Below are 12,213 nucleotides of genomic sequence, written 5' to 3'. Positions count from 1 at the left end.
TCTGCGTGGGGCTGAACTATGCCGACCACGCGCTCGAAGCCGGTATGCAGCCGCCGCCCGAGCCCGTCCTGTTCATGAAGGCCGTCACCGCCTTGAGCGGCCCCAACGACGCCCTGCGCATTCCGGCCGGCGCGCTGAAGACCGACTGGGAGGTGGAGCTGGGCGTCGTCATCGGCACCCGCGCCCGCCAGGTGGGCGAAGCGCAGGCGCTGGAGCATGTGGCGGGCTACGTGCTGGCCAATGATGTCTCCGAGCGCGCATGGCAGATCGAGCGCGGCGGGCAATGGGACAAGGGCAAGAGCCACGACACTTTCGCCCCGCTGGGGCCCTGGCTGCTTACCGCCGACGAAGTGCCCGACCCCCATGCGATCGACCTGTGGCTGGAGGTGAACGGCCGGCGCATGCAAAGCGGCAACACGCGCAACTTCATCTTTGGCGTACCTGCCGTGGTGTCGTACATCAGCCAGTTCATGACGCTTGAGCCCGGCGACATTGTGTTGACCGGCACCCCCGCAGGCGTGGGCCTGGGCCAGAAGCCCGCGCCGAGGTTTCTCAAGCCCGGCGACGTGGTGCGGCTGGGCGCAACCGGCCTGGGCGAGCAGACGCAGGTGTGCGTGGCCGGCTGAGTTTTGGAGAGTTTTCGCGCTGCAGCGCTTGTCCAGCAATCGCAAGTTGCTATCTTTTATGAAGCGCCCTCGATGGGCATCGCGTGGGAGGGCGCGGAACGCCCCGGCCCAGCAGGCGGAAATGGTGCGTGTTGCATCCTTGCCGGCCAGCTTCTGGGGCCGGCGCAGCCTGCCGGGCAAGCGCGTTGGCACCACGCCCATTTGCGCGCCGGCGCCCGGCGCGGCGCCACGGCCATGGCGTGCACGGCGCTCGCTTACCCCGCGTGGTGATGGCGCGCAAGCCCCGGCACCAGCGTCCCGCTGTGGTCTGGCGCCGACACGCGCAGCCATGTGCAGTTGATGGCGGTGCCTGGGTGCAGGGATACTCGCGCCCGTGCACGCCCCATCCACGTCCTTGCTGAAAACCCTGCGCCAGCGTTTCGGGCGCGTTGCGCTCTATGGGGCGCTGTGCCTCGTGCTGAGCGCGCTGGCGATGGCCGAATTGCTCTGGTCGCACAAGCTCGACGCCATCGACAACCGGGTGGGCGATGCGCTGTTGCGTTGGCATGCGCAGGGCCGCGTGCCGCCGGAAGACGTGGTGCTGATCGACATTGACCAGCCTTCGTTGAAGGATCCGCAGATGTTCGAGGTCGCCGGCGCCTGGGCCTGGCCCCGGGTCATCCATGCCGAGCTGATCCAGGCCCTGGCGGCGCAGCAGCCGCGTGCCATCGTGCTCGACCTCATCCTTTCGCCGCCCGACCGCTTCCGGCCTGAAAACGACGCCCAGCTTGCGCAGGCCCTGGCGTTCGAGCGGGCCTATGTGCCGATGATCCTGATGGAGGATTCGGCCGAGCGCGCCACGCTGGCCCTGGCGCCACCGGCCATGGGCATCCGTGCTGGCGAGAAGGCCGACCCCGCGGCGCGATACGGCATCGACGGCCCCACCGCCCTGCCGCCCGAAGCGTGGCGCACGGGCTACATCAACTTCATCAAGGACCGCGACGGGCTGGGCCGCCAGACCGAGCTGGGGCGCGATGTGCAGGGCTGGTGGATTCCGCACATCCTGGGCCGCGTGGCCGAGGCGCTCGACCTGCCTCGCCCGGCCAGCCCCCGCTTTCGCCTGAACTGGTATGGCCGCGAGTTCACGCGCATTCCCTACGCCAAGGCCTACCTGGCCACGCAAAGCGGCGATGGCCGGCTGCCGTTCGATGCGCGCGGCAAGATCATCATCATTGGCGCCACCGCCAGCGGCCTGCTCGACTTCGTGCCCACCCCCATCGATGCCACCACGCCCGGGCCGTTCGTGCTGGCCACGGGGCTGGCCAACCTGCAGGGCGGCGACTGGCTGCGGACAGCCCCGCCATGGGCCAGCCCAGCGCTCGCGTTGCTGCTGATCAACGGCCTGGGCCTGGCCTTCGTGCGCCGCGTGTCGCCCACCTGGGCGGCCAGCGGCTACCTGGTGGTGGCGGCGCTGGCCCTCACGGCCGCCGCGTGGGCGCTGGGCCGCAATGTGTACTGGATGCCGGTGTCCACGCTGGCGTTGGGTGCGGGCGCCCTGCTGGCGCTGGGCCTGCTGTCTTCGCGCCTGGAGATGAGTGAGCGGCGGCATGTGCAGGCCATGTTTTCGCGCTTTGTCGATCCGCGCATCGTGCAGAGCCTTTCGGAATCGGCCCAGGTGGCCGAGGCCGAGGTGTCGGCCAGCCGCGAGATCACCGTGCTGTTTTCGGACATCCGCGGCTTCACCAGTCTGTCGGAGCACCGCAAGCCCGAAGAGATCGTGGAGATCCTCAACCGCTATTTCGAGATGCAGGTCGAGGTCATCTTTCGTCACCAGGGCACGCTCGACAAGTTCATCGGCGACGCCATCATGGCCTTCTGGGGGGCGCCCATGGCCCAGCCTCGCCACGCGGTGCTGGCCGTGGAAGCGGCGCTCGACATGGCCGACGCGCTGCAGCGCTTTGCCAGCGACATGGCGCGCACAGACCCCACGACGGCCTTCGACATCGGCATCGGCGTGCACACGGGCGAGGCCGTGGTGGGCTTTCTGGGCACTGCGCGGCGGCTGGACTACACGGCCATTGGCGACACGGTCAATCTGTGCAGTCGCATCGAAGGTTGCACCAAGGGCGTTGCGCGTGTGCTCGTTTCGGAGGCAACGCGGGCACAATGCGCGGGCGCCTTCGAATTCATCGACCGGGGGGCGTTCGAGGTCAAGGGCCGCGAGCAGGCGGTGCAGCTCTTTGAGCCCCGCCGCCTGCCGGCCAGCGAGGGCTTGTCGGCGGGCCTGGCGGGTAATCAGGCCTGAAAGGCCGGAGTGGCAAAAATCGGCATTTGTTCCGTTTTTCCGGGCGGCAGCACCGGACGCCGGGGCGAAAACCGTGAAAAATAGCGTGTTGCGCCCACGGGGCCGCAATTTCACAACAGGCGAGCGGCCGCGCAGGCTGCCCATCACAGGAGAGAGAGCATGAATGACACCATGTGCGGGGGACGGCTGCGGCGGCTGGCCATCGCGGCATTGCTGTTGCTTGGCGCGGGTGCACACGCCCAGTCGCTGGAAGTGACCACGGCCACCGAACTGCGGGCCAATCCCGCGCTCGATGCCAAGGCGCAAGGCCGGCTGGCCCGGGGTGCCCGGCTGGAGCAGACCGGCTCGCAGGGGGGCTGGCTGAAGGTCAAGTCCGGTAACCAGGAGGGCTGGGTACGCCAGACCCACGTCAAGTCCGCGGAAGGCGCGGCGCCTGCGCCGGCCGCGAGCGCCAACCCGCTCACGGGTTTGACCGGCATGTTCTCTGCCAGCAGCACCCGCCCCACGGCCACCACCGGCACCCGAGGCCTCACGCAGGAGCAACTGGCCAACGCGCAGCCGGCCCCGGCCGAGGTGCAGCAGCTCGAGCGCTACGCCGTGACGGGCGGCCAGGCCGAACAATATGCACGCAGCGGCAAGCTGGCGAGCCAGCCCTTCGATGCCTACACGGGAGCCGACAAATGAAACTCCAACGACTGGCAGCGGCACTCGCCGCATTGATGCTCGTGACCGCCTGCGAAACCATGCCCACGGGCAGCGCGGCGTCTGGCGGCCTGGGCGGGCTGTCGACCGCGCTGAGTGCATTGGGCGGCGGAGGCGGTGGCGGCGGCATGGCCGACGGCCTCATGAATGTCGTCGAAGGCGCGTCCGCCGCGCTCAAGGACTATTCGGCCGATGAACAGCGCAAGCTGGGAACCGAGTTCTCGTCGGTCCTGCTGGGCGCCCGCCCGCTGCTGCGCAACGAAGCCGTACAGCGCTACGTGAACCAGGTCGGCTGGTGGGTGGCCATGCAGGCCGAGCGTCCCAAGGACAAGGACGGGCGTGAAATCAACTTTGCCTGGCGCTTCGGTGTGATCGATTCCGAGGCCGTGAATGCCTACGCCACCCCTGGCGGCTTCGTGTTCGTCACCGTGGGCCTGCTGCGGCAGCTCAAGTCCGAATCGGAACTGGCCGGCGTGCTGGGCCACGAGGTGGCGCACGTCATGCGGGGCCACTACCTGGCCGCGCTCAAGCAGGGCGGATTCACGCAGATCGCCGGCGGCATCGTGCAGGCCAAGGCGGGCAATTCGGCCATCAGTTCGGCCGTGGTCAACGCCGTGAAGAACATCTACGCCAAGGGGCTGGACAAGGCCGACGAGTTCGACGCCGACCGCCAGGGCGTGCTCTACGCCGCACGTGCGGGGTACTCGCCGACGGGGCTTTCCAGCGTGTTGCGGATGTATGCCGCTTCCGGTTCGACGCAGGACGCCAACTACCAGATGCTGTTCAGCACCCATCCGGCACCCGCCGAACGTGCGGCCAAACTCGAGCCACTGCTGTCGGCGAAGTTTGCCCAGGCCTCCACCACTACCAACCAGGACCGGTACGAGCCCGTCAAGCGGATGCTGCGCTGACCGCGCGGTCCATGCCGCGGCAGCGCCGCTGCCGCGCCGTGAATGCAAGCCCGCCCCGTGCGGGCTTTTTTATTTCACGCTGGCTCCAGCCCGGCGCTTCGCTGGACTGCGCCAAAGCTAAATACAGCAGGTTTATCAATAACTTAGGCGCGTCCATCAGATGCCGGTGCTTTCCGAAACCTGACCCGGCTTCCGCTATCGTGGTCCTTACGTGGCTCTTGGAAACGGGTCTTTCCGAGGAGTCATCGTGGCCAATATCAACCTCGAACGCACCGCTTGAAGATGCGCTTTCATTGAGCAGAGCCAACGCCGCCTATATACAGGCTTTCAATGGCAGGTCATTCGCGAAAACGCGATCTGGCCTGAACTGGCGGCGGCTCATTCGACCCGTTAGAAGGTTTTCCTGAGCTTGCGGTCCAGCGAGAAAACGCCTCCGCCAAACGCGGCAAAGAAAAGATTCCCTGCGGCCCAGAGGCTGGAAAGCTGGATAGCCTTGTGTTGCAGAAGGTCCACAAAGAACAATCCGCCATCGGCCAGGCGCTTGGCGCCGCTGGGGGTCGTCATCTCCGGATTCGCCTTGAGGGCATCTATTCCTGCCTGCGTGAGCAATGGAGCCGCGTCGTAGGGAAACTGCAAGTGGTAGTACACCGTCACGAGGAGCATGACGGTACTCGCCAGCGCAAAGGGCCGTGTGTAGAGCCCGAGGATGAGCGAGATACCGCCGACGACCTGCATTACTGCCAGCAAAGGCGAGAACAGCCAGCCCGGATGGAAACCGATCATTTCCACAAAGCCTACTTGGCTCATGGGGCTCATCAGCTTGGGCCAGCCCTCAATCAGCATCCAGCTGCCGAGCATCAAGCGCAGCAGCAGCCAGCCGGTGGGCATGGCGAATTTCTCGTAGAAGTTTCCCAAGCCGGGGATGAAGAGGTTTTCGCGCGAGATACTGAAATCAAGATTGTTCTTCATAGGGATAGCGCTAAAGGTTGATGGATCGGGCCTGACTGCTCTTTTGGTTCAGTCCGGTTGGACGGCTAGGTCTTCACGGCAGTCCATGAATGACCCAGCCACGCTGTTGGCTTAGAGGCGCTCAAGCCCAGGTTGCAGGCCGAGGACGCCGGGGCTCGGCGGTCCTTGCACATCGCCCAGGTACATCACGAAGGTCTGGCGCCACCGCTCGACTAACGCCCGATCAGCCATGAACTCGGGAAACTCGTTCACGTGGGCGTTGGCGTATTCCCAGACTGGCTTGAGGTTGCCGGCGGGCTGGACGTCGGTGCGTACCGACCAGCCGTTGTAATACGTGGATTGGCGTTCGCGGGAAATTTGCCACGCCATATAGAGCTTGGCTGCATTGACGTTGCGCGCCCTCTTCAGGATGGCCGCGCGCTGCCCCCAGGCCATGAAGGGGTGGCCCTCGGCCACAGCCCAGCGCACTGGCGCGTCGGCGGCCGTGAGCGAACCAGAACCGCCTGTGCCAATCAGCGCACGCTTGGCCGAGATGGCCTCGCGTGGCGTGTGGGTGCCCCGGGCGAACTGGATGTCTTGCGTGGCCAGTTTGCCCACCCAGTCCCAGCCATAGGCCTGCGCGTACTGCTTAAACAGGAACAGCGTTGCGTCGTCGTCTTGCGGGTAGGAAGATGCGATCTTGCCCTTCCACTTGGGATCGGCCAGATCTTGCGGGGAGCGGGGAGCGTCCGTGCCCACCCCGGCCACGTCGTACATCAGGCTGAAGGCCAGCACGCCGATGGCCTGCCAGGCGCCGTCCGCATCTCTGAACTGGGGATGAAGGCCCGCGAAGCCAGCTGGCTTGAAGGCGAGCAAGTGCCCTTCCTTTTTCCAGCGCGGGAAGTTCTGCAGCGTTTGCAATTGCACCACGTCCGGCACGGCAGCGCCTCGGGCGATCTGGTTATCGATCCGCACGTCGTGGATCTTGCTGTAGTCCACGATGATCTGGATGTCGATGCCCGGGAAGCGCTTCACGAATGCGGCTTTGGTCGCATCCTGCTGCTGGGCGGTATCGCCGCCTGCATAGACGACAAGCTTGCCCCCTTCACGAATGGCAGCCTGATACAGCGCTTGCAATTCCGCGGACTCGGCTTCTGCCGTATGGGCCGCACCGAGTGTGGCCGCAGAGACGTGCTGGCCCGCCATTGCCACAGGCAACGCGATGGCAGCCGATAGCAATTGCCGACGACCCAGGTCCGGAGTGAAAGTCGATATGTGTTTTGACATGTTGGTTCTTGCGAGAGGGGTGAAAAATGCTTTGGCCGATCACAGGCCGATCAGTTGGAGCAGGGTCTTGGTTGGTAGCAACGCCCAAGCGCCATCACCTGCCAGCGCGAGCACCAGCAAGCTGACGGACCAGAAGGCGGGGTGTTCCCACCCGCCCTTGGGGCTGTCGAAAAAGAAGCCGGCCTTGCCGTGCACAGTCACAATGGTTCCGAGCATCATGGGCACCAAATCGAGAGCGGCAGCGCGCGGCCAGATGCCCAGAATTAGCGCCACGCCGCCAGCGAACTCGGCCGCGATCGTGAAATACGCCAGTCCGCCGGGCAGTCCCAGTGAGCGGAAAAAATGCCGCGGTACCCGCTGGCTTGAACACGGAGAGCGTGCGCCAGTGCGGAGAGACCACCTGCACGGCGCGCACGTCAGGCAGCGCCTCGATGCGCTGGCCGATGTCGCGCAGTAACGCGCCAGCGCGGCCTGGCTCCAGGGCGAAAGTGGGGGCACGATGCGAGACGAAGTGGCTGGGCAGCGGCGTCAAGGTGGTTCCTCGCGATTCGAAAGCAGATCAGACGCGGTGGATCCAGGTAGGCGCGATCTGCGTGCCCTGGCCCGCGCCGTAGGCGAAGTAGATGTTCAGGCCAGCCAATGGCTCCAGGTAGCGCGCGTTCTTTAGCCCACCGGCATCCACCGGTTTGAAGCCGATGCTTTCGGCCAGTGCACGCACGGTCTGCTTGGCGCGCTCGTCGTCGCCGGCGTAGAACACTGGGACGGTCTGGCCATCGGCGAAGGATGGACCGTCGGCCAGCACCTGGGCCAGCACTGTATTGAAAGCCTTGACCACGTGGGCACTAGGCACGGCTTTGGCGATCTCCTCGGCAGCCGATGTGTCGAAGCCCAGAGTCAGTCCCATGTAGTCGGCCGTCAGAGGATTGGTGATGTCGACGACGATGCGACCTTCCAGCGGCCCCAGGGCCTTGAGCGCCGGCACCGCATCGGCATAGCCCGTAGCCACGATGACGACCTGGGAGTCGCCCAATGCCTGTCCGGCGGGCACAGCGGTGACGCCCGCCTGGACCGCAGCCAGCGCCTGGGCCTTGGTCAAATCGCGCGCGGTCACGCGCACCTGGTGGCCGGCCTTGGCGAGTTGCTTGACGAAGCCCGAGCCCATGTTGCCGGCGCCGATGACGGTGATGTTCATGATGGTGTTCCTTTCAGCTTCCAGGGATTGACTGCCAGGGAGACCTGTCTCCCCACTCGCCATACAAGACGTCGGCGCACTTGAAATTTATTTGTTTTTCATTGAGAGATAAACTGGATAAAATTAGACAAATAGTCTCTCAGAGAAAGATAATGGACGCTCTGCAGGCCATGAGAACCTATGTCGCGGTCGTGGATGCGGGCAGCTTCGTCGGTGCCATGGATGCGACCGGCCTTTCCAAGCCCGCCGTCTCCCGGCAGGTTGCCGACCTGGAAGCCGCACTGGGTGGCAGGCTGTTGCAACGAACGACGCGCCGCCTGTCGATGACGGACGAGGGACGCACCTATTACCAGCGGTGCAAGGACATCCTGCAGGCCGTTGAGGAGGCCAATGCCGAGGTAGCGGCCTCTACGGTCCAGGCGCATGGCCGTTTGCGGATCGGCGCACCGCTTACGTTCGGCGTCATACACCTGGCTCCACTGTGGGGGCGTTTCGCGGCCGAGAATCCACAAGTCACGTTGGACATCGTGCTGTCGGATCGTGTTGTTGACCTGGTGGAAGAAGGCTATGACTTGGTCGTGCGCATCGGCAGGCCGATGGACTCCAACTTGATCAGCCGTGAGTTGGCTCGCTCAGGCATGGCCCTGTGCGCGTCTCCCGGTTACCTGGCGAGGCGCGGCATACCTGAGCATCCACACGACCTCATCCGGCACGATGTGATTTCGTATAGCTATTCAAGGTTCGGGGATGAGTGGAGCTTCGAAGGCCCACAAGGCAAAGTCATAGTGCACGTGAATTCCCGCATCCATGCCAACAACGGTGACACCTGCAGAGTGGCGGCGCTGGCGGATCAGGGGGTGATCCTGCAGCCTGACTTTTTGGTGCATGAAGACCTGCGCGATGGTCGACTCATCAAGCTGCTCCCAGATTTCCGGCTGCACGAACTCAGCATCCAGGCGCTCTACCCAACACGCAAGCAGTTGCCGCTCAAGGTGAGGAAGTTGATCGACTTCTTGGTGGAGGCATTGCGTGATCCGCCGTGGTCTGCCGAGGGTGCGCGCCACGGCGAACCATGACCGCCGCGCTCCAAACGCCTACGCTCTCTATCGCGTCAGTGCGCTCAGTGTGCACAATCCACAGGCTCCCATTTGGCTCCTGACCTGGAGGGAGCGTGTCTTTTCCAACGCCCGAATGTTCTCTAAATCCGCGTCAGATATGAGCTTGCGTGGGCTTGCGCTCACTCGCCAAAAAAGCGAAGTATCTTGACACCGGACATTTTTGATACGGCAAATGGTGCCGTGCGCAACGGCAGGCGCAGTGCGCCGCGAGCGCAATGGGCCCGCCATCTGATGCGGTGGCGAAAGTGGTTTCTTGGGACAGCGGCCAAGGCTTTGCGCGGCGCGGTTCGCACGCTGGGCGATCACAAGGCTGGGGGCCTTTTTCCAGGGGGCCGAGAGTGCCGGCTGTACCGGCGGGCCGGGCGGGGAGGGCGGGCAGAAGGGTGCAACCTTCAAGCCAAATGCGGACATTCCCGGGCGTTGCGCGCCTACGCGAGGGGACTTGTCCCTGCGGCACAGTGCCAAAGGTGCGGCGGCGTGCGCCGCAGTTCAAAGGGGGCCCTGGTGATGCAGATTTCTCGCGCTACCCCGACGCCTTGCCACGTGGGCGGGCGCAGGGTCTGGTGTGCACGGGCAGGCGCCCTGCTGAGGCGCGCCGTTCTGGCGCTGGGTGCCCTCGGCGCCCTTGGCGCGTGCGCCACCCCGTCGCAGATGCCCCCGCAGGCCGGCGTAGGTCCCGCGCCCACTCTGCCACCCCCCGAGCGTTCCACCCTTCCCACGGTACACATCGCACCTGCCGTGGGCTGGCCGGCAGGCACGCAGCCTGTGCCCATGCCAGGGCTGCGCGTGACGGCGCTGGCCACGGGGCTCGACCATCCGCGCTGGTTGATGGTGCTGCCGAATGGCGATGTCCTGGTGGCCGAGAGCAACGCACCTCCCAAGCCGCAGGATGCGCGGGGTCTCAAGGGGCTGGCCATGAAGCTTGTGATGAAGCGCGCGGGCGCCGGGCAGCGCTCGGCAAACCGCATCACGTTGCTGCGCGATGCCGACGGCGATGGTCGAGCGGAGATCCGCACCACCTTCTTGCAGGGCCTGCATTCGCCGTTCGGGATGGCGCTGGTGGGCAACTCCCTCTACGTCGCCAATACCGACGCGGTGCTGCGTTTCGACTACCAGAGCGGGCAGACGGCCATCACCGGGCCTGGCACGCGCCTCGTCGAACTGCCGGCCGGCCCCATCAACCACCACTGGACGAAAAACCTCATTGCCAGCCCTGATGGCGCCAAGCTCTACGTGACGGTGGGCTCCAACAGCAACGCGGGCGAGAATGGCCTGGAAGCAGAAGCGGGCCGCGCCGCCATCTGGGAGGTGGACCGTCTCACGGGCGCCCACCGCGTGTGGGCTTCGGGCCTGCGCAACCCCAACGGCATGGCCTGGCAACCGCACACGCGGGCGCTGTGGACGGTGGTGAACGAGCGCGACGAGCTGGGCAACGACCTCGTGCCCGACTACCTCACCTCCGTCAAGGAAGGCGCTTTCTATGGCTGGCCCTACAGCTACTTCGGGCAGCACCTGGACCCGCGCGTGCAGCCGCAACGACCCGATCTGGTGGCGCAGGCCATTGCGCCAGACTACGCGCTCGGCTCCCACGTGGCCCCGCTGGGGTTGGCCTTCGTCACCGGCCCGGCGTTGCTGCCCGCCCTGGCGGAAGGTGCTTTCGTGGGGGAGCATGGTTCGTGGAACCGCAAGCCGCGCAGCGGCTACAAGGTGGTGTTCGTGCCCTTCGCCAATGGCCAGCCAGCTGGTCTTCCGCTGGATGTGCTGACGGGCTTCGTCAGCCCGCAAGGCCAGGCCTGGGGCCGCCCGGTGGGCGTGGCCGTCGATTCGCGGGGTGCGCTGATGGTGGCGGACGACGTGGGCAATGCGGTGTGGCGCGTCACCCGTGATCCCCATCCGTGATGGCGGCGCTTCGGGGCCGAGCCATGTCGATTTGGCAGCGAAAATGGCTTGCAGCGCTTTCTGGTGCGGCATTGGCTGCTATCAAAACGCAAGTAAACCGGTGTGGGGCGGTAACCCGGTACCCGACGCTGCCGGCGCAGGGGCCGGCTCAACTGACCAGAGGGCTGGACGGCCGCGGGACCGGGGCAATGGCCGGGCTGCCGCCCATGGACGCGGTGGGCATGTTCCGGCCGTGGAATAGGCATCAATTCCGGCTGCAGCGCTTGATGCACTTGCGCAAGGCGCTATCAAGACTGAAGCAGTTCCCTGTGCGGACGGGCATTCATCCAGCCGGGTCACAGGGCGGCCTTCCATCCTGTGGCCACCCTGCGGGTTGAAGCAAGGGGTGCTCCGCCCTCATGGAATGCCGAAGGCCTTGAAGGCAAAAGGCTGCCGGGCTGGGTGAGCGGCGAATCCGTGAGCACAGACGCTGCAGCGTGGCCGCCCGAGGCCTGGCCTGCCCGCATCGGCAAACGCCAAGAGCGGGAACCCGCAGTGATCAGCCCGTCAGCGCCACCCCGCCACCCAGCCGCTCAAGCACCGCGGTGCGCATGGTGGGTGGCGCGGACTGCAGCAGCGCGGGCCAGGTGGCCTGGGCCTGGCGCACGGTATTGCGCAGCAATGCCATGTGCCGTGGCACCCGCAGCAACCCCGCCGATCTGGCCAGTGCTTCCATGTCGTTCCAGCCGAATGCCTTCAGTTTGTTGTCGATGGCGCGGTTCATTGCGTACTGGGTTTCGGGCACGCCGCCAAAAAACGCGGCCACGCATACCGGGTCGTACAGGGGGGCGAGCTGCGGCACGTGCGCGTCGGGGTAGACCAGCGCCCAGTTTTTCAGGTGCGCATCGGTGTTGCCCATGAGGATGAAGGCCACCATGCGGGCCAGAAACTCGCGCGTGTCCTGCACCGGCTGGCCGCTGAGGCGATTGAGCACGCGCAGCATGGTGGCCCAGTCCTGCAGGATGCCCTTGCCGTACTTCTGGCGGGGCGTATAGCCCAGCACCTGGTTGAATTCTTCCATGTGCACGCGCGCACCGCCGGGCAGGTGGTCAAAGCGCTGCACGGCCAGTATCTCGTCGAAGGGCACGGCATCGGGCAGATCGGCTTCGGCGCGGGTGATCACGCGCACGTCGGCGCAGTGCAGGCCCAGCGCACGGCACAGCTGGTAGCCGGTGTATTCGTTGGCCACCAGGTCGGGATGGGTGGT

The 12,213-nt window shown here is 65.7% G+C and carries 12 protein-coding genes; 6 read left to right on the top strand and 6 right to left on the bottom strand.

Annotated features, from left to right (window positions below; translation table 11 throughout):
• The 4 genes from ACDELDRAFT_RS13730 to ACDELDRAFT_RS13715 form a co-directional block, all read left to right on the top strand.
• The coding region (locus ACDELDRAFT_RS13730) for a fumarylacetoacetate hydrolase family protein (protein ID WP_005797712.1) at positions 1–626 on the top strand (626 nt) is incomplete at its 5' end.
• Between the two features lie 373 nt (positions 627–999).
• Entirely contained in the window at positions 1,000–2,910 is a 1,911-nt protein-coding gene (locus ACDELDRAFT_RS13725) for an adenylate/guanylate cyclase domain-containing protein (RefSeq protein WP_005797711.1), read from the top strand.
• Between the two features lie 159 nt (positions 2,911–3,069).
• Positions 3,070–3,594, top strand: a complete 525-nt coding sequence (locus tag ACDELDRAFT_RS13720; protein ID WP_005797710.1) for an SH3 domain-containing protein — start codon at positions 3,070–3,072, stop codon at positions 3,592–3,594.
• Positions 3,591–4,523, top strand: a complete 933-nt coding sequence (locus tag ACDELDRAFT_RS13715; protein WP_005797709.1) for a M48 family metalloprotease — start codon at positions 3,591–3,593, stop codon at positions 4,521–4,523. Before ACDELDRAFT_RS13720 ends, ACDELDRAFT_RS13715 begins: the two co-directional genes overlap by 4 nt.
• Here ACDELDRAFT_RS13715 and ACDELDRAFT_RS25090 read toward each other — a convergent pair.
• The 5 genes from ACDELDRAFT_RS25090 to ACDELDRAFT_RS13695 all read right to left on the bottom strand — a co-directional run bounded on the left by ACDELDRAFT_RS25090 (position 4,504) and on the right by ACDELDRAFT_RS13695 (position 7,950).
• Entirely contained in the window at positions 4,504–4,830 is a 327-nt protein-coding gene (locus tag ACDELDRAFT_RS25090) for a hypothetical protein (protein ID WP_157764932.1), read from the bottom strand. The two genes, ACDELDRAFT_RS13715 and ACDELDRAFT_RS25090, sit on opposite strands and share 20 nt — an antisense overlap.
• Positions 4,831–4,913: 83 nt before the next feature.
• On the bottom strand, positions 4,914–5,492 hold the full coding sequence (locus ACDELDRAFT_RS13710) for a DoxX family protein (RefSeq protein ID WP_005797708.1): 579 nt from the start codon (positions 5,490–5,492) through the stop codon (positions 4,914–4,916).
• Between the two features lie 111 nt (positions 5,493–5,603).
• A complete protein-coding gene (locus ACDELDRAFT_RS13705; protein ID WP_040329202.1) occupies positions 5,604–6,758 on the bottom strand; it encodes an ABC transporter substrate-binding protein in 1,155 nt (384 codons plus the stop codon).
• Positions 6,759–6,797: 39 nt separating this feature from the next.
• Positions 6,798–7,256 carry a DoxX family protein gene (locus ACDELDRAFT_RS26205; protein ID WP_420042323.1) on the bottom strand — a complete coding sequence of 153 codons (459 nt, stop codon included), beginning with the start codon at positions 7,254–7,256 and terminating at the stop codon, positions 6,798–6,800.
• Between the two features lie 61 nt (positions 7,257–7,317).
• On the bottom strand, positions 7,318–7,950 hold the full coding sequence (locus ACDELDRAFT_RS13695; RefSeq protein WP_005797705.1) for an NADPH-dependent F420 reductase: 633 nt from the start codon (positions 7,948–7,950) through the stop codon (positions 7,318–7,320).
• A 152-nt stretch (positions 7,951–8,102) separates the two neighbouring features.
• Here ACDELDRAFT_RS13695 and ACDELDRAFT_RS13690 point away from each other — a divergent pair, with 152 nt between their 5' ends.
• Together ACDELDRAFT_RS13690 and ACDELDRAFT_RS13685 are read left to right on the top strand one after the other, a co-directional pair.
• Positions 8,103–9,026: a LysR family transcriptional regulator gene (locus ACDELDRAFT_RS13690; RefSeq protein ID WP_005797704.1), complete on the top strand. Its 924-nt coding sequence runs from the start codon at positions 8,103–8,105 to the stop codon at positions 9,024–9,026.
• 693 nt (positions 9,027–9,719) lie between these two features.
• A complete protein-coding gene (locus ACDELDRAFT_RS13685; RefSeq protein ID WP_005797703.1) occupies positions 9,720–10,967 on the top strand; it encodes a PQQ-dependent sugar dehydrogenase in 1,248 nt (415 codons plus the stop codon).
• A gap of 538 nt (positions 10,968–11,505) precedes the next feature.
• On the opposite strand, the gene ACDELDRAFT_RS13680 is transcribed toward ACDELDRAFT_RS13685, so the two are convergent.
• A partial coding sequence (locus ACDELDRAFT_RS13680) for a type II toxin-antitoxin system HipA family toxin (RefSeq protein ID WP_005797702.1) occupies positions 11,506–12,213 on the bottom strand: 708 nt, incomplete at its 5' end.

It is taken from the genome of Acidovorax delafieldii 2AN (genome assembly GCF_000175235.1).
GTDB lineage: Bacteria > Pseudomonadota > Gammaproteobacteria > Burkholderiales > Burkholderiaceae_C > Acidovorax > Acidovorax delafieldii_B.
This window is presented reverse-complemented; position numbering and strand designations above follow the sequence as displayed.